The 22,690-nt window shown below is 65.5% G+C and carries 25 protein-coding genes, 2 tRNA genes and 1 other RNA gene; 17 read left to right on the top strand and 11 right to left on the bottom strand.

Translation table 11 applies throughout. The features are described 5' to 3' along the window. Positions 1–111: 111 nt before the first annotated feature. Positions 112–1,680, top strand: coding sequence for a hypothetical protein (locus tag QF777_10495; GenBank protein MDP6911973.1), 1,569 nt, complete (start codon positions 112–114; stop codon positions 1,678–1,680). A gap of 91 nt (positions 1,681–1,771) precedes the next feature. Here the strand turns inward: QF777_10495 and QF777_10490 are convergent. From QF777_10490 to ffs, 3 genes are all read right to left on the bottom strand, one after another. Continuing rightward, positions 1,772–1,861: transfer RNA gene (locus QF777_10490), tRNA-Ser, on the bottom strand. Between the two features lie 45 nt (positions 1,862–1,906). After that, complete coding sequence (locus tag QF777_10485) at positions 1,907–2,380, bottom strand: nucleoside deaminase (protein MDP6911972.1); 474 nt, start codon at positions 2,378–2,380, stop codon at positions 1,907–1,909. Between the two features lie 88 nt (positions 2,381–2,468). Continuing rightward, positions 2,469–2,567, bottom strand: an RNA gene (ffs, locus tag QF777_10480) — signal recognition particle sRNA small type. A 69-nt stretch (positions 2,568–2,636) separates the two neighbouring features. Here ffs and QF777_10475 point away from each other — a divergent pair. From QF777_10475 to QF777_10455, 5 genes are all read left to right on the top strand, one after another. After that, a tRNA-Ser gene (locus QF777_10475) sits at positions 2,637–2,723 on the top strand. Positions 2,724–2,808: 85 nt separating this feature from the next. Further along, positions 2,809–4,653 carry a DNA polymerase III subunit gamma/tau gene (gene dnaX, locus QF777_10470; GenBank protein ID MDP6911971.1) on the top strand — a complete coding sequence of 615 codons (1,845 nt, stop codon included), beginning with the start codon at positions 2,809–2,811 and terminating at the stop codon, positions 4,651–4,653. 19 nt (positions 4,654–4,672) lie between these two features. Further along, positions 4,673–5,275 carry a recombination mediator RecR gene (recR, locus tag QF777_10465; GenBank protein ID MDP6911970.1) on the top strand — a complete coding sequence of 201 codons (603 nt, stop codon included), beginning with the start codon at positions 4,673–4,675 and terminating at the stop codon, positions 5,273–5,275. 438 nt (positions 5,276–5,713) lie between these two features. Beyond that, on the top strand, positions 5,714–6,127 hold the full coding sequence (mce, locus tag QF777_10460; protein MDP6911969.1) for a methylmalonyl-CoA epimerase: 414 nt from the start codon (positions 5,714–5,716) through the stop codon (positions 6,125–6,127). Between the two features lie 10 nt (positions 6,128–6,137). Continuing rightward, positions 6,138–7,040 carry a 5'-3' exonuclease H3TH domain-containing protein gene (locus QF777_10455; protein ID MDP6911968.1) on the top strand — a complete coding sequence of 301 codons (903 nt, stop codon included), beginning with the start codon at positions 6,138–6,140 and terminating at the stop codon, positions 7,038–7,040. Positions 7,041–7,081: 41 nt separating this feature from the next. Here QF777_10455 and QF777_10450 read toward each other — a convergent pair whose 3' ends face one another. Further along, the gene (locus tag QF777_10450; protein MDP6911967.1) at positions 7,082–7,687 is read right to left on the bottom strand and encodes a TIGR00730 family Rossman fold protein; all 606 of its coding nucleotides are present in this window, start codon (positions 7,685–7,687) and stop codon (positions 7,082–7,084) included. A gap of 61 nt (positions 7,688–7,748) precedes the next feature. Between QF777_10450 and QF777_10445 the strand changes: the two genes are divergently transcribed. Together QF777_10445 and QF777_10440 are read left to right on the top strand one after the other, a co-directional pair. Beyond that, entirely contained in the window at positions 7,749–9,305 is a 1,557-nt protein-coding gene (locus tag QF777_10445) for an acyl-CoA carboxylase subunit beta (protein MDP6911966.1), read from the top strand. Positions 9,306–9,329: 24 nt separating this feature from the next. After that, a complete protein-coding gene (locus QF777_10440; GenBank protein ID MDP6911965.1) occupies positions 9,330–9,551 on the top strand; it encodes a hypothetical protein in 222 nt (73 codons plus the stop codon). On the opposite strand, the gene aat is transcribed toward QF777_10440, so the two are convergent. Together aat and QF777_10430 are read right to left on the bottom strand one after the other, a co-directional pair. Beyond that, positions 9,548–10,234: a leucyl/phenylalanyl-tRNA--protein transferase gene (gene aat, locus QF777_10435; protein MDP6911964.1), complete on the bottom strand. Its 687-nt coding sequence runs from the start codon at positions 10,232–10,234 to the stop codon at positions 9,548–9,550. The genes QF777_10440 and aat overlap by 4 nt on opposite strands. 42 nt (positions 10,235–10,276) lie before the next feature. Next, positions 10,277–11,065: a peptidylprolyl isomerase gene (locus tag QF777_10430; protein MDP6911963.1), complete on the bottom strand. Its 789-nt coding sequence runs from the start codon at positions 11,063–11,065 to the stop codon at positions 10,277–10,279. 104 nt (positions 11,066–11,169) lie between these two features. Between QF777_10430 and QF777_10425 the strand changes: the two genes are divergently transcribed. From QF777_10425 to QF777_10410, 4 genes are all read left to right on the top strand, one after another. Continuing rightward, positions 11,170–12,387: an aspartate kinase gene (locus QF777_10425; protein ID MDP6911962.1), complete on the top strand. Its 1,218-nt coding sequence runs from the start codon at positions 11,170–11,172 to the stop codon at positions 12,385–12,387. 79 nt (positions 12,388–12,466) lie between these two features. Beyond that, the gene (locus tag QF777_10420; protein MDP6911961.1) at positions 12,467–13,555 is read left to right on the top strand and encodes a hypothetical protein; all 1,089 of its coding nucleotides are present in this window, start codon (positions 12,467–12,469) and stop codon (positions 13,553–13,555) included. Positions 13,556–13,740: 185 nt separating this feature from the next. Next, complete coding sequence (locus QF777_10415; GenBank protein ID MDP6911960.1) at positions 13,741–14,268, top strand: hypothetical protein; 528 nt, start codon at positions 13,741–13,743, stop codon at positions 14,266–14,268. Positions 14,269–14,340: 72 nt separating this feature from the next. Beyond that, the gene (locus tag QF777_10410; GenBank protein ID MDP6911959.1) at positions 14,341–15,366 is read left to right on the top strand and encodes an aspartate-semialdehyde dehydrogenase; all 1,026 of its coding nucleotides are present in this window, start codon (positions 14,341–14,343) and stop codon (positions 15,364–15,366) included. Between the two features lie 30 nt (positions 15,367–15,396). Here QF777_10410 and QF777_10405 read toward each other — a convergent pair whose 3' ends face one another. After that, positions 15,397–15,648: a MazG nucleotide pyrophosphohydrolase domain-containing protein gene (locus QF777_10405; protein ID MDP6911958.1), complete on the bottom strand. Its 252-nt coding sequence runs from the start codon at positions 15,646–15,648 to the stop codon at positions 15,397–15,399. Between the two features lie 77 nt (positions 15,649–15,725). Between QF777_10405 and QF777_10400 the strand changes: the two genes are divergently transcribed. Next, positions 15,726–16,052, top strand: a complete 327-nt coding sequence (locus tag QF777_10400; GenBank protein ID MDP6911957.1) for a hypothetical protein — start codon at positions 15,726–15,728, stop codon at positions 16,050–16,052. A gap of 59 nt (positions 16,053–16,111) precedes the next feature. Here the strand turns inward: QF777_10400 and QF777_10395 are convergent, their stop codons facing one another. Then, positions 16,112–16,636 (bottom strand): YbaK/EbsC family protein, encoded by a 525-nt coding sequence (locus tag QF777_10395; protein MDP6911956.1) that lies wholly within the window; start codon positions 16,634–16,636, stop codon positions 16,112–16,114. After that, positions 16,633–17,565, bottom strand: coding sequence for a DMT family transporter (locus QF777_10390; protein ID MDP6911955.1), 933 nt, complete (start codon positions 17,563–17,565; stop codon positions 16,633–16,635). The genes QF777_10395 and QF777_10390 overlap by 4 nt, the downstream gene beginning before the upstream one ends. 73 nt (positions 17,566–17,638) lie before the next feature. Here QF777_10390 and QF777_10385 point away from each other — a divergent pair, with 73 nt between their 5' ends. The 3 genes from QF777_10385 (at position 17,639) to QF777_10375 (ending at position 20,506) form a co-directional block, all read left to right on the top strand. Next, positions 17,639–19,156, top strand: coding sequence for a sulfatase-like hydrolase/transferase (locus QF777_10385; protein ID MDP6911954.1), 1,518 nt, complete (start codon positions 17,639–17,641; stop codon positions 19,154–19,156). A 234-nt stretch (positions 19,157–19,390) separates the two neighbouring features. Next, positions 19,391–19,645 carry a hypothetical protein gene (locus QF777_10380; GenBank protein MDP6911953.1) on the top strand — a complete coding sequence of 85 codons (255 nt, stop codon included), beginning with the start codon at positions 19,391–19,393 and terminating at the stop codon, positions 19,643–19,645. Between the two features lie 204 nt (positions 19,646–19,849). Then, positions 19,850–20,506 carry a class I SAM-dependent methyltransferase gene (locus QF777_10375; GenBank protein ID MDP6911952.1) on the top strand — a complete coding sequence of 219 codons (657 nt, stop codon included), beginning with the start codon at positions 19,850–19,852 and terminating at the stop codon, positions 20,504–20,506. Between the two features lie 175 nt (positions 20,507–20,681). Here the strand turns inward: QF777_10375 and QF777_10370 are convergent, their stop codons facing one another. Next, entirely contained in the window at positions 20,682–21,260 is a 579-nt protein-coding gene (locus QF777_10370) for a TetR/AcrR family transcriptional regulator (GenBank protein ID MDP6911951.1), read from the bottom strand. A gap of 252 nt (positions 21,261–21,512) precedes the next feature. Here QF777_10370 and QF777_10365 point away from each other — a divergent pair, with 252 nt between their 5' ends. Further along, on the top strand, positions 21,513–22,379 hold the full coding sequence (locus QF777_10365) for a matrixin family metalloprotease (protein MDP6911950.1): 867 nt from the start codon (positions 21,513–21,515) through the stop codon (positions 22,377–22,379). A gap of 97 nt (positions 22,380–22,476) precedes the next feature. Here QF777_10365 and QF777_10360 read toward each other — a convergent pair whose 3' ends face one another. Beyond that, positions 22,477–22,599, bottom strand: a complete 123-nt coding sequence (locus tag QF777_10360; GenBank protein MDP6911949.1) for a hypothetical protein — start codon at positions 22,597–22,599, stop codon at positions 22,477–22,479. Between the last annotated feature and the right edge of the window lie 91 nt (positions 22,600–22,690).

Genomic DNA, 22,690 nt, shown 5'->3' with positions numbered 1-22,690 from the left:
GCCCCAGGAAGACCACCCGCGCCCGCCTTTCTCCTAACTACCTCCCGGGGAGAGTTCACTGAGCGGGTCCTTGGGATGGCAGCACCACTCCCAAGCGCCTACGGTTTGACAATGGATGGCGTCCCAGTGGGTCGTCGGCAGACGAGGACCAAGTCTGGGGGGACCATGGCCAAAGGAAATCCGCACCGTTGGACGCTCGCCGTGTTGGTGGCATTGGCCTTGATGGCGGGGGCCTGCGGTGGAGGCGGCACTGACGGGGCGGAACCGGCACCAACCACTGCTGGAGCAACGACGACGATTGCGTCGACTACGACGGCCGTTCCGGCGACCACAGATCCACCGGATGAGCCGCTAGACGCAACGACGACGATTGCGTCGACTACGACGGCCGTTCCGGCAACCACAGATCCACCGGATGAGCCGCTAGACGCAACGACCACCACTGAGGCCCCGGCGGGAACGACCACGACGACTACTGAGGCGCCGATCGTCCTCACCGATTCGTTCCGGGGTGTGACCGCCGAGACCATCAAGGTCGGGTTTGCCTCGATCGACTTCGAGAAGTTCACGGAGACCTACGGGATCCCGCTGCCGTATGCCAACTATGACGACATGGTGGACGCCTATGTAGCCCACATCAATTCCACCGGTGGCATTCACGGTCGCATGATCGAACTAGTCCACAGCCATTTCCTACCGGTGGGTCCGGTTTCGGCCGAGACGACGTGCGTCGAGTTAGCCGAGGACCACAGGGTGTTCGTTGTCCTCAATGGCTTTGCTGGACCTGGCGCCGAGAGCACGAACCTTTGTTTTCCTGGGACCTACGACACGATCCTGATCGGGGGTAAGCCAACACCCGAACAACTTGCGGAATCAACTGCACCATGGATCTCCTACGACATGAGTCTTGGAAGGAGGGGTAGGGCATTCGTCAACCTTCTTCGTGAGACCGGGCGCCTCGACGGTCTAGGACCGATCATGATCTTCGGCGCCAATGCCGAGTACGAAGCGATCATGGCCGACACCAAGGCAGCACTGATCGAAGTGGACATGCAGGTGCCGATCAGTGTTGCAAACACGAATACCGGCGACGAGACGGCCACTATTGCCTTTCTCGAGGTTCTGCTTGAGCGAGCTCGCTCAGAGGCTGTATCCACGATCATGTTTGTTGGAGAAGCCAACTATGCGATGGAATACCTGTTCCGGCTGGGTGACGAGTTCACCGTGCTCATCTTGAACGGTGACTCAACCAATAGCTGGATGGATAGTCCGCCGGAAGGTATCGAGAGCGCCGGCCAGTTGCTGACCAACAGGGCGTTCGAATCATCAGAGGATCCGGACACTGCCGAGTGCATGTCGATCATCGAACCTGCTCTCGGCTTGGAGGTTCTCTCCCCTAACCTCCTTGAGCCAGGCCAGACGAACTACTGGGCCGGATCCATGAACGTCTGCAAGTCCTTCGAACTGTTCCGCTACATCGCAACGGCAGCAGGTCCGGACCTCACCAATGACTCATTTAGGGAAGCGGCCGAATCTCTCGGGACATTTTCGGTCACCGCTCAGCCCTACAACTCGATTGGTCCTGGAAAGGCTGATGCCCGCGACACGCTCAGTTTGGCCGAGTGGTCCCATGAAGAAGCGATCTGGATTGCCCTTTCCGATCCCACCAACGTCCGCTGACCCGGTCCGGCATCGGTCCCGGCGGCGTGAACGGGAAAGTGAACGGGAAAAGAGCCGATGCCCGGGCCGTGAGACCCGGGCATCGTGCAGGTGGCGGAAGGTGTGGGATTTGAACCCACGGTGACCCGGAGGCCACAACGGCTTTCGAGGCCGCCCCATTCGTCCGCTCTGGCAACCTTCCACCGGCGAGGCTACTGATGCGCTGGAGGCCGGCCAACCGGCGGGTTCAGCGTCGTTCGGTGAAGAAGTCCACCAGCAGGGCCGAACACTCATCGGCCCGTACCCCGGCGGTGACCAGATGCTCGTGGTTCAGTCGGGGGTCGGCGGCGAGGTTGTAGAGGCTGCCCATAGCACCGGCGTCATCGTTGGCTGCGCCCCAGACCACGTGGCCGACTCGGGCCGCCCACGCCGCGCCGGCACACATCGGGCAGGGTTCCATCGTGACTACCAGAGTGGCTTCGGAAAGGCGCCATGTCCCGGCGTGGGCCGCTGCGTCCCGCAACGCCAGGACCTCGGCGTGGGCCGTCGGATCACCTGTGGCCTCACGTTTGTTGTGTCGTCGGGACACCACCTCGCCGTCGATCACCACCACAGCACCGATCGGCACCTCGCCCTCGGTCCCTGCCGCCTCGGCTTCGGCCAGGGCGAGGCCCATCCACTCGTGCAGCTGGTCAGCGGATTCGAACTTGGTGGAGGTCATGTGGTGACGATAGGGGTCGACGATTAGCGGCAGACGACCGGTGGTCAATGCCGGGTTGTGGAAATGGGCAACACCCGTTCTCGAGCGTGGCGGCCAGGTGACCTGCGGCACCTCAGAGGTTCCGCTGAGAGCTGCTGCCTTCCGGCCCTGACTCGATTCACAGGCTCCGATCGCACAGGACCCGACCGCCACACTCCAGAACGGGTGTCCGGCAACGATACCCTTAGCGCCCGGATCCCGGCCCCGGCCGGTTCCCGGAGGGATGCGAGAGCGGACGATTCGGCACGCCTGGAACGCGTGTGTGGCTTCACCGTCACCGTGGGTTCGAATCCCACTCCCTCCGCCGAATCCCCTCCTGTCTGACCCTGGTGTGGAGCTAGCGCGGCCTTCCAGAGTGTCCCGTCACCGCCCGGTTGTAGGGTCGGCGCGTGGCCTACACCTCCCTCTACCGCCGGTATCGACCGCAGCGGTTCGCTGAGATGCGGGGCCAGGAACACGTGGTGGCCGCCCTGCGAAATGCGGTGGCCGGGGAGCGGGTGCTACATGCCTATCTGCTGAGCGGGCCCCGAGGCACTGGGAAGACAACAGCTGCCCGGATCCTGGCCAAGGCACTGAACTGCACCCAGCCCGAGGCTGGTGAGCCGTGTTGTGCGTGTGCCTCTTGTGAGGCTGTGAACGCCGGGACGTCGTTCGACCTCCACGAGTTGGACGCTGCGTCCAACAACAAGGTCGATGACATGCGCGAACTGCTGGCCAAGGTGGCTTTGGGAACTCCGGGACGCACCAAGGTGTACCTGCTGGACGAGGTACACATGCTCACCTCGGGTGCCGAGAACGCACTCCTCAAGACCCTGGAGGAACCGCCCGACCACGTGGTGTTCGTACTGGCTACCACCGAACCCCACAAGGTGGTCGAGACCATCCGCAGTCGTTCCCAGCACCTCGAGTTGAACCTCCTCCCGGCCGAACAGCTCGAGGCACTGGCCCGTGACGTGGTGGCCGACGCCGGCCTCGACGTGGACGAAGCGGGTATCTCCCATGCCGTGCGTTCCGGGCGAGGCTCGGCGCGAGACACCTTGTCGGCACTGGACCGCGTGGTGGCGGGCGGGGTCACCGACGACGACAGCACCACCGATGCCCTGCTGGCTGCGCTGGCTGCCGGTGACGCTGGTGCGGCCCTCGGGGCACTCGCCGCAGGTATTGCACGGGGGCGAGAGCCCCGGGTCACCGGTGAGGCGCTGCTGGCGGCCCTCCGGGAGGCCTTCCTGGTCTCGATGGGGGTGCCGGCCACGCAGTTGGCCGAGGCCGACCGTGTTCGCGCCGAGGCGTTCGCCGAGCAGGTCACCCCGGTGGTCATTACCCGTTCGCTCGAAGCCCTCGGCTCGGCGCTAGTGGCCATGCGCCGTTCGCCGGACCCCCGGGTTGACTTGGAGGTGGCCCTTGTCCGTCTGACTGCCGGCGCGGCCACTGGCGCGGGCGCGGTTCCCACCACGGCCCAGGGAGCAGACGATGCTTCCGCGACCATCGCCGCTCTCACTCGTCGGATTGAACGGCTCGAGTCGACCCTGGAGTCGGCGCTGAAGTCGACAGGTGGGTTGCCGCCGGAGACCTCAGCGCCGACGTCAGGTTCTGCGTCGCCTCCACCCCCAGCACCCCCAGGACGACCTGCACCGCCAGAACCACCGGCAACTCCGTCTCTACCGCCTCTGCCGGCATCGCGATCGGTGTCGGGTCCGGCTGCTGAGGGACGGGCTCGGCTCGCTGAGGCGCGGCCGAGCGCGTCGCCCCCTCCTCCGCCCACCGATGAACCTGCCCCTGTCGCGGCTCCCGCCGTGGCCTCCGTGGGCGGCGGGTCTGTTCCACCCCTCGAGGAACTTGCTGGGGCATGGGCTGGCGACCTCCTTGAGCAGATGAGCCGTAAGGGTCGGGCACGCTTCTCCGCTGGCCGGTTCATCGCGGTTGAGGACGGCACCGCGGTGATGGGGCTACCCAACGAGCCACATCGGAAGCGCTGCGAGGACCTCCGTGGCGAGTTGGAGGCTGTTTTGGCGGACCGGTTCCAGACGACGCTTTCCGTCCGGCTGGTGGTCGATGACGGCTCTTCTGATGGGATGCCGACCGGTGGAAAGACGGCGACTCCTGAAGCCCGGACCCCCCAGGCTGATGATGAGGTCGACCTGTCCGCCCTTGTGGATGCGGACGCGGCTGAGGGTTCGGCCGTGGAACGACTCACCGAGGCGTTCCCGGGGGCTGCCCTGGTCGAGCCGGACTGACCGGACCGGGGTCGTCGAGGTGTACGCAGATGCCGTCCAGGCGGTGATCGACGAGTTGGGACGTCTGCCCGGCGTCGGACCCAAGTCGGCTCAACGTCTGGCCTTCCACCTGATGAAGCTCTCGGTCGAGGACACCACCCGACTCACGGTGGCCATCGACGAGATGAAGGATCGGGTGCGATTTTGTGATCGGTGCTTCAACATCGCTGAGGCTGAACTCTGCCCGGTGTGCGCGGACGATCGCCGCGACGGATCGATCTTGTGCGTGGTCGAGGAGCCTCGGGACATCGTTGCCGTGGAACGAACGGGCGAGTTCGGTGGTCGTTACCACGTACTCGGCGGAGCCATCAGCCCCATCGAGGGGATCGGCCCCGACCAGCTTCGGATCCGGGAACTGCTGGCCAGGCTGGACTCGGAGGGCGTAGCTGAGGTGATCCTGGCCACTAACCCGAACATCGAAGGGGAGGCCACCGCGATGTACCTGGCCCGTCTCGTGGGGCCATTGGGCTTGGTGGTCACCAAGATCGCCAGTGGGCTGCCAGTGGGGGGCGATCTGGAGTACGCCGACGAACTCACGTTGGGCCGGGCGCTTGAGGGTCGTCGTCGGCTGGACGGGGTTTGAGCCGGTGTTGTGTCGTGAACCCAGCTATCTGGACCAGTCGACGCCGTATCAGATCCCCGATTGGATGCCCTGTGGACACCTGGTGGATGACGGGGCCGGCATACGACCTTCGACACGGAAACGCCCCCCCGGGGGCCTTTGCCACGCCGAGGGGCCGTCTCCGAGTTGGGTGGAGGGGTGGTTCCCAACTATTGCAGTTACGTTACAACATTGACAAGATTGTGACAAGTCAGGCCAAAATGCCCCGCAGATCGTCACAAAACAGCCAGATTGAGGCCGATCGGAGGGTCCGAGGCCCGGCCGCTGGGAGGGGGAAGTTATCCACAGTCCTGTCCACAGGACGGAGTACAGCGCTGTGGATTACCACGGTCGGGGTTGCTGTTTCGACCCTCGGCACCTGAGGACGAACCGGAAACCGAACCAGACAGGAGGCACCTCGTGCTGCTAACCCAGATCGACCATGTGGCCATTGCCGTTCATGACCTTGAGGCGGCCATCGACTACCACCAGCGGGCCTTCGGCGCCGAGGTCCACCACCGGGAGGTGGTCGAGATTGATGGTGTCGAGGAAGCGCTCCTCAAGATCGGCGAGTCCTATCTCCAACTAACCACTGGGACCCGACCCGGTTCGGCCATCACCACATTCTTGGCCAAGCGGGGTGAGGGCATCCACCATGTCGGCTACCGGGTGGACGACTGCGCTGAGGCGTTGGCTGCCATCGTGGCCGCCGGCGGCCGCGCAATCGATCCTGAACCCCGACCGGGGTCCCGAGGAACGACAGTGGCCTTCGTCCATCCCAAGGGATCGTTCGGCACCCTGATCGAACTGGTCCAGGAAGGGATTCAGGAGTAGGGGGGTGACGGTGAACGATCCCGGCCGCATCCCGGTCGTCCATCTCGTAGACGGCACCTACGAGCTCTTCCGGTACCACTTCGCCGTGCCGTCCCACATAACGACCGAGGGCGTCGAGGTAGCGGCCACCCGGGGGGTGCTGGGATCGATGCTTGGTCTGCTGGCTGACGGCGCTACTCACGTGGGAGTGGCGACCGACCGGGTGGTCGAGTCGTTCCGCAACGACCTGTTCGACGGCTACAAGACGGGCGAGGGAACGCCTCCCGAGCTGTTTGCTCAGTTCCCGCTATTGGAGGCTGTGCTGGAGGCGGCGGGCTTCACTGTCTTCGCCATGGTGGCTCACGAGGCCGACGACGCGATGGGTGCCGCGGCGGTACGGGCCGGCGCCGACCCTCGGGTCAGTGCCGTGCACATCTGCACGCCGGACAAGGACCTCGCCCAGGTGGTTGACGATGCGGCGGGCATTGCCCAACTGGACCGTCGACGGGAGGTCCTCTACGACCAGGCGGGCGTCGTCGAAAAGTTCGGCGTCGAACCGACCTCGATACCCGACTGGCTGGCCCTGGTCGGCGATACCGCTGACGGCATCCCCGGTCTTCCTGGCTGGGGTGCCAAGTCCTCTTCGGTCGTGCTGGCCCGGTACGGCCACCTCGAATCGATCCCGGCTGACGCCGAGGACTGGGATGTCACGGTGCGGAGCGCCGCCAAGCTGGCTGCCACGTTGGTCGAGCGGCGCGACGACGCCGAGCTCTACCGGCATCTGGCCACCCTGGACCTCGATGCCCCGGTCATGGACGACGTGGAGGACCTCCGGTGGACCGGCCCAGCCGACCACCTTGAGGCGGTGTGCGCCCACATCGACGCCCCCCGTGTTGCCGAACGGGCCCGTCGGCTGGCCGCCGAACGCACCTGACCAGTAGCAACTGGTTTAGTCGAGCCCGGCCAGCACCCGTCTCAGTCCAGCAGCGAGAGAACCTCGGCCACCGTTTCCACCCGCTTGACGATGCCGCGGTTCTCAGGCTTTGCGTAACCCGCATCCACCATGGCGTCCAGGAACGCCTCGAGGAGGGACCAGTAGCCGGGTGATCCGGGTGCGCCTCCGTCTAACAGGGCAACCGGCTTGTGCCGATCGTGGAGGCCCAGCTGGGTCCAGGTGGCTGCTTCGAACAACTCCTCGAGGGTGCCGTACCCGCCGGGCAGGCAGCAGAAAGCGTCGGATCGGGCGTACATGATGCGCTTTCGCTCATGCATGTCCGCCACCTCGATGCGCTCGGTGAGGCGACAATGTGGCATCTCATCGCCGAACAGGCCCGACGGGATCACACCGATGATCCGGCCACCGGCATCCAACACGGCCTCGGCCAACGCACCCATCACCCCAATCCGCGAACCCCCGTAGACGAGGTCGATTCCGGTTGCGGCCATGGCCCCACCCAGCTCTCGGGCGAGGTCGGTCGCCGAGTCGTCGGTGCCGGAACGGGAACCGCAGAAAACGCCGAGAGCTCGCCTCCCAGATGGGGGCCTACCGGTTGTCGTCGTGGCGTCATTGTCGAGGGCCATGACCGGACCGTACCGGTCTGCTTTCGGACAGGACGACCGCGTTCTGTACCCTGTGGCGACCATGGCCGATCACACGATGTCCGAACGTCTCGACGGTTTGAACGAACGCCGCGAGTCGGCGATCCACGCCGGCCCCGAGCGGGCCGTTCAGCGCCAGCACGACAAGGGCAAGATGTTGGCCCGCGAGCGGATCGAGTACCTGCTTGACCCGGGGTCCTTCCACGAGCTCGACATGCTGGCCCGCCATCGGGCGCATGAGAGCGGCATCGAGGAGCGGCCCTACACCGACGGGGTGATTACCGGGTGGGGCACCATCGACGGCCGCAAAGTCTTCCTGTTCTCCCAGGATTTTACGGTGTTCGGCGGGGCGCTCGGCGAGGTGTTCGCCGAGAAGATCCACAAGGTCATGGACCTGGCACTCAGCGTCGGCGCGCCGTTCGTCGGCCTCAACGACGGGGCTGGGGCCCGTATCCAGGAGGGCGTGGTAAGCCTCGACGGTTACGGCGGGATCTTCTGGCGAAACGTCCAGGCCTCGGGGGTCATCCCGCAGATCAGCGTGGTCCTCGGCCCGTGCGCCGGAGGAGCCGTGTATAGCCCGGCCATGACTGACTTCATCTTCATGGTCCGTGAGAAGTCCCACATGTTCATCACCGGTCCCGACGTGGTCAAGACGGTCACCGGCGAGGAGGTCACCCTCGAGGAACTTGGGGGTGCCGGCAGTCACTCGACGAAGTCCGGCGTGGCCACCTTCGTGTGTGAAGACGAACATGAAGTGCTCGACGAGGTCAAGGCCCTACTGGCCCAACTGCCGTCCAATAACCTCGAGGAGGCCCCGCTCGTCGAGACTGATGACCCCGGTGACCGCCTGTGTCCCGAGCTGAACGACCTCATGCCGGACAGCGCCAACGTCCCCTACGACATGCGGACCGTTATTGAGACGGTGCTCGACGACGGCTACTTCCTCGAGTACCACTCGGCCTGGGCCGGCAACATCGTGTGCGGCTTCGGGCGACTCGACGGTCGCAGCGTCGGCGTGGTGGGAAACCAGCCCATGCATTTCGCCGGGGTGCTCGATATCGAGGCCTCAGAGAAGGCGGCCCGATTCGTTCGCACGTGTGACGCGTTCAACGTGCCGATCATCACCTTCGTAGACGTACCCGGCTTCCTCCCCGGGGTCGATCAGGAGTACGGAGGAATCATTCGCCACGGGGCCAAGTTGCTCTACGCCTACTGCGAGGCCACCGTGCCCCGCATCCAGGTCATCACCCGCAAGGCCTACGGCGGCGCCTACGTGGTCATGGACTCCAAGTCAGTGGGTTCGGACCTGTCGCTGGCCTGGCCGAGTGCCGAGCTGGCTGTCATGGGCCCGCAGGGAGCCGTGGAGATCGTCCACCGCCGGGAACTCCAGGATGCCGCCGACCCCGACACCCGCCGGGCTGAGCTCATTGACGAGTACACGGAGAAGTTCGCCAATCCATACGTGGCCGCGGAACGGGGTTACGTAGACGACGTGATCGACCCGGCCGACACTCGGGTCAAGCTGGTGGCCGGACTCCGGATGTTGGTGACCAAACAGGAGGAGTCTCCTCGCCGCAAGCACGGAAACGTGCCCCTCTAGCGGGCGGCGATCGAGGAATAGGTCATGGAATCTGAGCAGTCCGCGCAGTCAGGCATCCGGGTTACCGCGGAGGGTGCGACCCCTCAGGAGTTGGCGGCCATCCTGGCGGCCGTCGAGGCGCTGTGGCCGAAGTCGGGTGTCGATGCGCGAACGCCGCCCGATCCTGGGGTCTGGCGCTTCTCGGGTCGGTGGTGGCGAGCTGGCGACTTGCCGATTCGCCGGTCCCGTACCGGGCTGGGCTCCTAGATCGGTTCACCCGGCCAGCAAGGGCCGGGCACGGTGACCAGGTCGGCGAGCCGCTCCAGGTAGCGATCCCTGTCCATCTCGCTGGCCCCCATTCGTGCCAAGTGCGGCGTGCACCACTGCACGTCGATCAGGCGATGGGTTTCGGTTCCCATGAGATCGACGAGGTGGTGTAGGGCGACCTTGGAGGCGTCGGTGCGTCGGTGGAACATCGACTCGCCGGCAAATAGGCCGCCGACCGCCACCCCGTAGAGCCCACCGGCCAGGCCGCAGTCGTCCCAGGCCTCGACCGAGTGAGCCCAGCCCAGACGGTGGAGCTCGGTGTAGGCCCCAGCGATGCGTTCATCGATCCAGCCCCGGTCGCGTGTCGGATCAGCGCACGCCACCACCACGTCGGCAAACGCCGTGTCGACACGCACCTCGTAGCGGCCTAGCGAACGCCTCAGCGATCGGGACACCCGCAGGTCGTTGATCTCGAGCACGCCCCGGGGATCGGGCGACCACCAGGCCATGGGGCCATCCGGTTCCACGGGCATGGGAAACAGGCCCGACCGGTAGGCCGTCAGCAGAGTGCCGGGGTCTACGTCGGCACCTACGCCGACCACCCCGTTCTCATCAGCCGTATCGGCCCGGGGGAACGTCCAGGTACTGGCAGGCGGCTCGACGGGCGGACGCGTCCCGGGCATCGGCACGATCCGGCCTCGTAGTGTCGGGTGGGGTCAGACCGGTCAGTCGGCTTCGATGGTGACCGAGCGGACGACCACGTCCCGACTCGGGCCACCGCCGTACTGCGAGGTCTCGTCCACCTCGTAGAGGCCCATCATCGCTTGTAGCACTGCCGTGCCGGCCTCATCGGCGTGGCCGAAGACGATGTAGGTGCCCTGGGCGTCCAGCAGCGAAGTCCGGGATCCGGTGGCGAAGAAGAACTGGGCGCCCGAGCTGTCTGGGCCGGCCGAGCGGGCCATCACCAGATCGCCGGCCTGATAGGTGAACGGGCCTAAGAGTTGGCCCGAAGTGGTGGCGTAGTATGCGCCGCCTTCATCGGGGATGGTGTAGCCGGGGCCCCTGTCGGACCAGTCATTGGTGGTCGGTGCGCCGCCCTGGATGATGTCGATCGACGGGTCGAACCGGAACAGCATCGTGGCGTCGTAGTAGCCGAACCGTGTCAGGACCACGAAGTTGTTAACCGTCTCCGGGGTGCGGGCCTTGTCAAGGGCGACCCGGATTTCACCCTCGGTGGTGTCGAAGACCGCGGTGTAGGAGACACCGGGGGACAGACACCAGGAGGGGCGACTGGTGAACGCCAGTCGCGGGGCGTCGGACTTGTCGTCTGCCGGGCAGTCGTCAGGAACCGGCAGGGCCACTGGGTCATCGCCCCCTGACCCGGCGGTGCCCACGACGACGAAGGCCAGGCTGCCCACCATCATCAGGGCCAGCACGCCGGCCACCACCCGGACGGTGGTCGAGCGCTGTTGCCCAGAACCTCGAGAGCTGGGACGTCGGGACTTCTGGACCATGGATCGGCACCCTACCGACGAAGACCGGGAGCGGATCGATCGGACCGGTGCCCACCAGGAACCTGCAACAGACGGCGCATGGGGCGCCGGTAGCGTGGAGCCCCGTGGCACTCATCGTCCAGAAGTTCGGAGGCACCTCGGTCGCGGATGCGGATCGCATGCGCGAGGTAGCCGATCACGTTGCCCGAACCGTGCGGCGTGGCGACCAGGTGGTCCTCGTGGTCTCGGCTATGGGCAAGGAGACCGACGAGTTGCTGCGGCTGGCCGGCGAGGTGTCGGTTACCCACCCGGGCCGTGAGATGGACATGCTCATCACGGCCGGTGAACGCAAGGCCATGGCGCTCGTATGCATGGCCCTGCACCACATCGGGGTGGACTCCGAGTCGTTCACCGGCAGCCAGGCTGGCTTCCTGACCGACACCAACCATCAGAACGCCAAGATCGTCGATGTCCGGCCCGATCGTGTCCGTGCGTCGCTGGATGCCGGCCGGGTGCCGGTGCTCGGTGGGTCGCAGGGCGTGTCGACCGACAATGACGTGACCTTTCTGGGGCGTGGCGGATCCGACACAACGGCAGTGGCCATCGCCCACGCCCTAGGCGCTGATGCCTGTGAGCTCTACACCGACGTGACCGGGGTGTTCACCACCGATCCCCGGGTCGTGCCCACGGCTCGACGCATGTCCGCCATCTCCTTTGACGAGTTGTTGGAGATGACGGCGACAGGTTGTCCCAAGCCGGCCATGCGGTCGGTTGAATACGCGCGCACCCACGGGGTGCGCCTCCACGTCCGTTCCGCCTTCACCTGGCAGGAGGGGACGTGGGTCGACGAGGAGGTACCCGAAATGGAACAGGCCATCGTCTCGGCGGTCACCCACGACACGTCTGAGGCCAAGATGACGTTGGCCGGCGTGCCCGATCAGCCCGGGGTGGCAGCCACGGTGTTCCGTGCGCTGGCCGACCTCGAGGTGAACGTGGACATGATTGTGCAGAACGTGTCCGCTCAGGGCGTGACCGACATCTCGTTCACCGTGCCCCACGCCGATCTGGCACGGGCCATGGAACATACGAAGCGTCTGGCCACCGAGGTTGGGGCCGGCGGCGTGACGTCGGATGACTCGATCGCCCGAGTAAGCGTGGTCGGTGCCGGTATGCGGTCCAACCCCGGCGTGGCCGCCACCATGTTTGAGACGTTGGCAGCCGCCGAAGTCAACATTCAGATGATCTCGACGTCGGCCATCCGCGTGAGCTGTGTGGTCGATGGCGAGCGGGTGGAGGATGCGGTGAGGACCCTCCACGATGCCTTCGGCTTGGCTGAGGCCTAAGTCCCGTCTCTCCGATCCCTCCCTTCACCTAATGGGCGATCACCTTCCCTGGTGCACACACGATCTTGAGGGCGTTCCCATGAGGACCAATCCACGATCGGCGCTAGTCGGTCTCCTGTTTAGCGCGCTGTTCGTGATCTCGGCCTGTGGTTCGGGAGCCACTCACGGCGGTACGGTCGCGGCCGATGCCGACCCCGGGACCACCGAGGCGGTCTCGACCACGATGCTGTCGGTGTCGACCACCACGGTTTCATCGGACGACGCCCGTAGCGGGTTTGTGTCCGATGTGTCGGCTGCCGCACCGATTCTCGAGGGTCTCACCGAGGCCGACTTGGGGTGCGTGGCTGACCGTCTGCTGGTCGAGGTGGATCCGGCTGAGGTAGTGGCCCTAACCCGAAATGGTCCCCGTCCCGACCAAGCGTCCCTAGCGGTGGCCGCCCTTCGGGACTGTGACCTAGTGGTCGCCGTGGTGGGCCTGGGCATCGGCCAGTCGCTCGCCGCCGATCCCGATGCACCGCCCATCGAACCCGCGTGCATGCTCAAGGGGGTTACGGCCGATGACCTCGTTCCCTACCTGGAGGAGCGGTTCGAGACCGGTGTGGTGAACCTCGACGACGACGAGGCCATGGACCTTTTGTTGGACACCCCGGTGATGGCCAACATGATTCGATGCTCGGCCGAGGCCATGTTGGACATATCGACCGATGCCCCGGCGGTTTGTGCCGGTCTGGCCGAACACCTCGGGCTGATGATGGCCACCCTCATGGAAATGGAACCAGAGCCGGGGGCCGAGCCGGATCCGTTCGCACTGGTGGGCGTCTTCCGGGTGACCGACGAGGTCTTTGCCTGGCTGGTCGACGAGGTCCCTCCGGATCTGCGGGATGACGCCAAACTGGTACGGGAGACCACCGGCCGGATCGGGACCCTCATGGCTGAGGCTCTCGGGGACCTGGCTGAAGCTTCCGAGGACGACCTAGCGGCCGATTCCGCAGCGAACGAGGCACGGATGGCGGCCTTCCTGGGGATGATGGCCCGTGTCGCGGCGGACCTTGAGGCAGACATGGACGAGGTGGACCCGGCAGCCGCACGCCTTCGTGACTGGACGATCGCTACCTGTGGTGATTCCTCGTCGATGTTGTTCGAGTTCCTGACCGGCATGTGGGGCTGATGTCGGAAGGTGGCGCGGCGGTGATCAGATCCGTCTTACGAACTGTGGTGCCGGTCTTGATCGCGCTAACCAGTCTGGTGGTATCGGCGTGTGGTGGGGGGTCGACACTGACAGCCCCACCCCCTACGACTATCGGAGAGACCCCGGCTACCACGTCGGCGCCCGCGACCACTGAGGCCCCCCCGATGACGGTGACTCCGAGCACCACCGTGCCTGCCTCGACGTCGATGGCGCCGTCGACCAGCGTTGCCCCGACCACCTCGTTGGCTGGCGGACCGATTCCCGAGGCGGCCGCTGGTTTCTGCGCTGAGTTGGCCGTCGAGTCCGGCGAGTTGATCCTCGAGGTGGAGCGGGTGCTGCCCGACGACGGCCTCTTGGATCCACGCAGCCAACACGCCCTGTTGCTGGCCACCCGGAACCTCCTGGCGTGGACCAACAACCGGGTGCCCGCCGAGCTCCGAGCCGACGTGGGCCTGTTGAACCGGGTCTACGCCGATCTGGGAATCCAACTGGACCGCCTGAACCCCGAGACGGTTACCATGCCGCGCCTTCAGGCCCTGGTCTTCACCTACGTGCTCGACTCCCAGATGGTCGAAGCCGGGGACCTGGATCTGTCGGCCCAACGTCTGGGGGCCTTCGTCGATCAGGCCTGTGGCCGCGGCTTTCCGATCATGGAGTCGATGCCAGACCTTTTCGCACCCGTTTCCAAATAGACGAGGATCCGTCTGGCCTCGGCCTGCGAATCTCGGGCAGGCACGAGACGGACGGTGGATAGCCTTATTTCCATGGACATCGCCATTGTCGGCGCCACCGGTCAGGTCGGGGGCGTCATGCGCACCCTGCTCGCCGAACGCGCCTTTCCGGTCGGAACCCTCCGGTTCTTCGCCTCAGCCCGATCGGCGGGTTCCACAATTGCCTGGAGCGATCGCGAGATCGTTGTAGAGGACACGGCGACCGCCGACTGGTCGGGCATCGACGTAGCCCTGGTGAGCGCCGGGAAGACGGCGTCGATGGAGTTTTCGCCGCAGATGGCCGCGGCAGGCGCCACGGTGATCGACAACTCGTCGGGTTGGCGAATGGACCCCGACGTGCCCCTCGTGGTTCCCGAGGTCAACGCCCACGAACTCGACGACATCCCCAAGGGGATTGTCGCCAACCCGAACTGCACGACCATGGCCGCCATGCCGGTGTTGGCCCCGCTGCATGCCGAGGCGGGCCTGCGGTCCCTGACCATCGCCACCTACCAGGCGGTCTCCGGTGCCGGTCTCGCCGGTGTCGCTGAACTGGCCTCCCAGGTCAGCGCGGTGATCGACGGCGCGTCGGGTTTGGCCCATGACGGTCGGGCGGTGGCGTTCCCCGAGCCGTCGTCATTCCCCTCGACCATTGCGTTCAACGTATTGGCCCACGCCGGGTCGTTCGTGGAAGACGGACGAGGTGAGACCGACGAGGAGCAGAAGCTCCGTAATGAGAGCCGAAAGATCCTGGGCATCCCGGACCTCGCGGTGTCGGGGACATGCGTGCGGGTGCCGGTCTTCACCGGGCACTCGTTGACCGTGCACGCTGAGTTCGATCGCCCCATTTCACCGGAGCGGGCCACCGAGCTGCTGACTGGGGCTCCGGGCGTCGTCTTGTCCGCCGTGCCCACACCGTTGGATGCGGCCGGAGTGGATCCCACCATCGTGGGTCGCATCCGGGCCGACGAAACCCGCACCAATGGTCTGGCACTCTTCCTATCCAGTGACAACCTTCGCAAGGGTGCGGCGTTGAACACCATCCAAATCGCCGAGGAACTCCACCGCCGACGAGCCTGAACCCGATTCCGGCCTATTGCCGGGGCCGGTCTATGGAGGGTCCGTCACATAGCGGGCCATCGCCTCGTCCAGCGACAAGCCCAATTGGTTGGCCAAGCTGGCCAACCAAGCCATCACGTCGCCCAACTCGTGGAGCTGCTGCTCGGTCGTGCCCTTACGGGTGGCCTGAGCCAGCTCGCCGAGTTCCTCGCAGAGCCAGGCCACGGAGGCCGGGATTCCCCGAGCCCGGTCGACCTCGCCGTAAAGATCTTCCACCAGCGTCTGCACTTCGGCAAGTTCCACAAGGCGGACGGTACCGGTCGCCGGGCAGATCAGCGGGCATCCACCGATCGCGCGTGTGTTCGATCCACACTCAACGGGTGTCGACCGATGATTTGGAATCTGAAGGCCTCCTCCCAAGAGGTCAGGCGACCCAGGTCATGCGGGCCCTCGACGCGCTCGACGAGTTAGAGGCCGCGGCGATCAAGTTGGTTCGGGCCGAGTTGGCGGCCGGCCCGGCGATCGACGGTCTGATCGCGGACCCGCTCACCGAAGGCACCCGGCTGGACAGTCTGTGCATCGTGGACATCATGGCCGCCGACCTGCTGGCAGCACTCGGGCGGGGCGACACCGTGCGCCACCTGGTCGACGAGGCGCCTCCGGGCAGCGCCCGTGACGCACTGGCCCGACACCTGACGCGTTCCTAAGACTGCGTTCCGACCCGGTCGGTCGGGCTAATCCGGACTACCGGTGATCAGACCTCGGGCTAGGGCTGCGGAGGGACGAGGCGTGCCAGGTCGTTGACCGCCTCGGCTCCCGGAAGGGCCAGCAGCCCGACCGGAGGAAGCAGCAGCTTGCGGTCGCGCGAGCCGCCACCGACCACTACCCGGTTCCGGGCCATCACATCGGCATCGATCCAGATAGGAACGGTGCAGCCGTCGGGCAGCCCGAACGGCGTGACGCCACCGATCTGCATGCCAGTCAGGGTCGCCGTCTCGTCGGCTCCGGCGAACGAGGCCTTACGGGAGCCCAGCCGCCGGCGGACGGTGCCGTTGACGTCGAGGCGGTGTGTGGCCAGCACCAGGCAGAGGGCGAAGGGCCTTTCCTCGCCTTCGCGGGCCTTGCCGGCCACCAGGATGGCGTTGGCTGAATCTGCGGGGTCGATGTTGTAGGCGGCACAGAAGTCGGCCGTGTCGGCCAGGGCGGGATCGCACGCCATCACCTCGTGTTCGATATCCAGTGCTGCCAACTGGTTGAGCACCGGATCTGACGCGTTGTGGGGTGGGGTCATGCTTGCCTCGGGGGTTCAGGGTCGACCTCGCGGGCCGGACCGGTCAGTCCGTAGAACACAGATGCCACCACGATGACGCCGCCGATGAACGTCGGGGTAGCCGGTACTTCGTCGAACCACAGCCAAACCCACAGCGAAGCGGCGACCGTCTCCACGGGTGTGAAGAGGCTGACCTCGGCAGGTGGGGCGTGGCGGGTGGCCGTCGACATGCACAGCCGGGCGATCGGTCCGAAGAGCCCGCCCATGGCCAGCGTGGCTAGCAGAGCCCGACGGTCCAGAAGGTTCGTATCAGCCGGGACGGCGGTGAGCAGGAAGGTACAGGTGGCGGTGACGGCGACCACCAGGGTACGGGGCAGGTTGGGATACTTACGCCAGAGCACGAGGTTGACGGCGAAGACCATGATGGCTAGCAGGGCTATCAGGTCGCCGGCGATGCCCCCGCTTGCCATCGACCCTCCGACGATCACCACGATGCCGATCAGGGTCAGGCCAATTGCCCGCCAGGTTCGCATCGAGGTGCGCTCATGGAGGGCTATCCGGGCCAGGACGGCAGCGAAAATGGGCCCCGAGGCGATAATGGCCACCACGTTGGATGTGGCAGTCAGGGTCACCGCGGTCAGGAATGACGTGGTGCCGACCGCGCCCAGCAGCCCGGTCGCCAGGAGTGGGCGTCGCCACCGGACCAGCTCATGTCCAAAATCGCGACCGATGTTCCGGACGGCCAGACTCCAGGCCACCGGCGAGGAGAAGAGGCCGACCATGCAGGCGATAGTCCAGCCGTCGACCGCAGAGTCGCGTTCTGCCACCCGAACCAATAGGGCGTCGGTGGAGACCAGGAACATCCCGGTGAAGGCCAGCAGCAGGCCGAGGGGTCGTCCGGATCGGGGGATCCGGTCCCTGAGGGACCGCACGGTTGGTGACCTAGTCATCGCCGGACGTTAGTGGCGGTCGCGTTCGCCACCTGCTGTCCGGGAGTCGGCGGGGCTGGCAGTATGCGAGACGATGCGACGACCAAACGTTCTGCTGGTGACCCTGGACCAGTGGCGTGGTGACTGCCTTTCGGCGGCTGGCCACCCATCGGTGTCCACCCCGAACCTGGACCGTCTTGCCGCGGAGGGGGTGCGGTTCGCTTCGCACTTCGCGCAGGCAGCGCCGTGCGGACCCAGTCGGGCCAGCTTGCTTACCGGCACCTACCAGCACGTGCACCGGTCGGTTCTGAACGGCACCCCGCTGGACGCCCGCTTCACCAACGTGGCCCTGGCCATGCGGTCCGCGGGGTACGACCCGGTGCTGTTCGGCCACACCGACACCACGGTCGACCCGCGCACCGTGCCCGCGGGGGATCCGAGGCTCGGGGACTACGAGGGTCCGCTGCCCGGGTTTCGGGTGGGGCTTGACCTACCCGAACATCGGGAACCCTGGTACCGGTGGCTGGAGGCCCGGGGTCACGACGTGTCGGATCGCGAGCGGTTTCTGCGCCCCCGAGACGACGTGGCCATCCCGGTGGGTCGGGGGGCGTCGTGGCCGCCGCCACCGTTTGCCGCCGAGGAGACCGAGACGGCGTTCCTGGTCGGGGAGGTGATCGACGAACTGGCTCGGCTGGAGGGCGTCGGCGACCCGTGGTTTGTCCACGCGTCGATCTACCGGCCTCACCCACCGTTCACGGCGCCAGCGCCTTACCACGATCTCGTTGATCCAGCGACAGTGCCCGATCCTCTCGTGGACGGCGGAGTCGATACCCATCCGTTCGTGGCCGCCGCGCGCGCCTTCGGTGCCTATCGGCCGCCGGGTGACGACCTTGACCTCCGGCAGGTGCGGGCCACCTACTACGGGATGATGGCCGAGGTCGACGCCCAGGTGGGCCGCCTCCTCACGGCTCTGGACGATCTGGGGGCCACCGACGAAACCGTGGTGGTTGTGACCTCGGACCATGGCGAGATGCTCGGGGACCACGGCCTCATGTCAAAGTTGGGGTTCCACGATCAGGCGTTCTACATCCCGTTGATCGTCCGCGCTCCTGGAGGCACCGGAATCGAAACGGCCTGTATCGGTGGGGCGGGCCAGGTGGTGAAGGACTTCACCGAGAACATCGACGTGATGCCCACGGTGCTCGACCTGGCCGGTGTCGAGGTGCCCCGGCAGTGTCAGGGCCGGTCACTGCGGCCCTTCCTCAACGGATCGGTTGCCGACGGTGGTCTGCCGGACGGCTGGCGTACCGCTGCGCATTGGGAATTCGACTTCCGGGCGTGGGCTGGTTCCAGGGAGTTGGATGGACTGGACGGTCACCTGTGCAACCTTGCGGTGCACCGGGACCACCGAGGCAAGTACGTGCACTTCGCCGGGATGGCGCCGATCTTCTTCGACCTTGAGGGTGATCCGGATGAGTGCGAACCCCTTAGCGACCATCCGTTGATGGCCGGGTACGCGGCGGCTCTCCTGGACTGGCGGATGGCCACCGACGAGCAGGAACTCTCGGACCATCTGGCACTGCCCGGAGGAATGATCGTCCTCGGCACCTGACCGTCGGATAGCCACGGTCGGTTGCCCAGTAACGGGGTGCGACCGGGGTCACCTGTGACCACAGTCGCCGTGGATTCGCGTGACCCATGCCCCAGAATCTATGCAGCGATCTACCGATGGGTAACTTCCAAATGGAGGGGCCATCGGAGCAGGTCAGACACAACAACAGCTTCGACGAGCCCTCCGGCCGAATCCGGACGACGGCCGTCGGACCACAGTGAAACAGAGCAAGCCATGCGTTCCAACAAGCTGCGTTCCAGCAACCGTTCATTCCACAACCTCCGGCACCCACAGCAGGACCTCTTTCTGGCCCTGAACCAGGCTGCCGGCTACGGCCACTTCGCCGGTTTCAACGACCGGGCCGTGCGGACGATCATGTCCCTCGGACAGCAGATGGTGGCTGACCGGCAGCGTCCGGTTCCGCCCGTTCACAAGGCGGCCGACACCGAGGCCAACCGGGACATCGCCGATTTGGATCTCGCTGCCTGATCGGGCGCCTTTCGGGGCGAACCAACACGCGAATCGGAGTCGGGGCCAATGCCCCGGCTCCGTCGCGTTCCGGGGAGGCAAGTGGTGCGTTTCCGAAAGCTCGGAGGCCTTGTGCTACTCCGAGCCCTCGGATAGATCTTTCACCCTCCCTCCTGTGGGGGGGTCCATGGGCTCAATGATCAATTCGAGGGGGAGGTGGAGTAGATGGGTGACGGCGATTTCGACCTGGCTGATGCCTACGCGGTCGAGACTCCGGACGACAACCGAAACCTGTACGCCCGGTGGGCCGACAGCTACGAATCGGGGTTCATCAAGGAGAACGCCTACCAATACCACCTCGGGGTAGCAGGGGCCTTTCTCGCCTCGGCGACTCCTGACGACGGGCCGGTGCTCGATGTCGGTTGCGGCACCGGTCTGGTCGGTGAGGCGTTGCGGCTCGACCACCGCTGCCCGTCACTACTCGACGGCCTCGACTTGTCGCCGGAGATGTTGGAGCAGGCTGGCACCAAGTCGACAGCGTCGGGCGAGGCCGTCTACTCGAGTCTCCACGTGGGCGACCTGACAGCCGTGCTGCCCCTGGTCGGCAATTCCTACGGGGCCGTTGTCAGTTGTGGCACGTTCACCCATGGCCATGTGGGGCCCGACGCGTTCGACGAGCTGTATCGCATTGCCCGGCCAGGGGCGCTGTTCGCCATCGGAATCAACCCCGACCACTTCACGGCCCACGGCTTCGAGGCCCGGTTCGCCACTGATGTGGCCGCCGGAACCATCATCGAGCCGACCATCCATCGGGTGGTCACCTACGGTGCCGGACCCAACGTTGACCAGACGTCGCCGGTCGCCGTATTCCGTCTTCGCTGACCTGTCAGAACGTCCGGACCCGTCAGGTCCGGATCAGGAGTCTGTTCAGAAAGCGCACGCCATGTCGGCGCCACAACACAGTGGGGACTTGATCTTTCCGTGGTCGTTCGGGCACTTGGAGACCTGCACGGTCGAACCGTCGTCCTTGGTCAGGGTCGTGGTAGTCGGTGGAGGTTTAAGGGGCCTTCGCTCCAAGAGTTTGCAGGAGCTTTTCGGGCATGTCGGCGGGCCAGTGCTCGGAGTCGACGCCGAGTCTGAAGGTGAAGTAGGCGCCGAGGATCATTGCTGACGCGTAGTTGACGGACATGTTGTCCGGCAGGACTCCTGCGGCAACAGCCTGCTTGAGTGCTGGGCGGAGAAGTTCCATATGGCGGTTACGGGCCATGTCGTCGCGGATCAGATCCCGGACCTCGTTGGCCTCCTCGGTGCCCATGAGCGCCAGGGCCGGGATTGTGAAGGCGTGTTCCCAGGAGACCGAAGTATGCGTCTCGCGAGTGGCGTACAGAAGGTTCTCGTAGGGGTCGTCGCCGGGGAGGTTTCGTATCCGTTCCGCCCGAAGGGTTGAGACATGTTCGAGGATGGCTCGTAACACATCGCGTTTGTCCCGGAAACGGGTGTAGACGGCACCGGGGCGGACACCGGCCCGGACGGCAATCGACCCCAGGCTCATGGAGCCATAGCCGACGGCGTGGAACTCCTCGGTTGCCGCCTCGATGATCTTGGCGTCGAGTTCCGGGTCTCGGGGGCGGGACACGGTCAGCCCCGGGGCTGCGCGACGACGCGGAGGAACGGGCGTTGGGTGTCCCATCCGTCGGGGAAGCGGATCGCCCCGTTGGTAGTCGAAACTGCAAAGTCCGGTGCTAGGTCAACAAGCTCTAGTGCCATCTGGATACCTCCATCCTCTGGGAGACACCTTATACGCCAACGGATATAGACGCAAAACAATAACGAAAAAGATAACCGAAAATAGTGTTGACAAACATGATTACCGTCATATAATAACGGTATGAGTTATCGTAAACGACTTCCCGCCAAGCGACTTGGCCTCGGCCTGGTGGCCACCGCCCTCCTCGTCAGCTCCTTTTCCGGTGCGCTTCTCTCGCAAGATTCGCCGACACCCGACCAGGGCGACCACGAGTTGCACGACCGGGCCAACAACGAGGCCTACGCCTGGGCCAACAACCCGGCTGACCGGAAATGGCGAGTCGAGCTTCCGGTGTCCGTGCGCAACCTCCTTACCCTCACCGGGGCTGGCACCACCCGCCGCGCCGACCGGGTCGACAACGATCCAGCCTCCGGACTCGCCCTTGCAGGGAGCACGGCGATGTTCGCCGATGAGACCGGTTCCGCCCTGTGGCCCAACTGCACGCCGATCCGAGTCACGGTCGACACCGTCGAATCTTCGGCAGATAGCACAGCTGCCGCCCTGGCCACCCGGGATGCCATCACCGAACTTGGCGAACTCACCGGCCTGGAGTTCACCCCGACAACTGACTCAACTCACACCGTCGGAGACAATCCGGCACCCCAGCCCAACACCATCCAGATCATCTGGGTCAACCGTGACACCGGCCTACTCGAAGACCACGAACTCGGTGCAGCCGAGGTCTGGCACCGGAAGGTCGTAGACCGCCTCATCGTCTTCCAGGCGATCGTCCTGCTCTCCGACGAGATCCTCACCAAGCACGATCTCGACACGAACACAGGTGGAGACTTCATCCGGACCACCCTCATCCATGAACTCGGCCACGCAGTCGGCATTGGCCACAGCGTCGATGACGGCTCGGTCATGTATCCCAGGCTCAATAGGAAGGCTTCGGTAACCACCGCCGACCGGGCTGCGTTCGCCTATGCGGGCAGTCGGGGCTGCTGAGCAGCCAACCCCAGAACCGGAGTCCCAGTTTCACCAGGTCAATCGAGGACCGGAAGCGCCACCGGTTCAGTGCATAAACCACCACATGCGGTCACCATCACGATTCTCGGCGTCGTTTGAGTTGGTGGTGGTCGCCGTCGGGGTTGTCGGCACATTCGTAGCTGTCGTCTTGGTCGACGAGGATGCCTTCCTTCACCGTGGTCAAGTCGAAGGAGACCACTTTGGGTGGTTGAAACCTGCCGAGCCGTTTTCAATAACCTGCCGAGACCCCCTGGTCGGGTAGGCGGGATTTGAACCCACGACCTCCTCGT

It is taken from the genome of Acidimicrobiales bacterium (genome assembly GCA_030747595.1).
Taxonomy (GTDB): domain Bacteria; phylum Actinomycetota; class Acidimicrobiia; order Acidimicrobiales; family MedAcidi-G1; genus UBA9410.
This window is presented reverse-complemented; position numbering and strand designations above follow the sequence as displayed.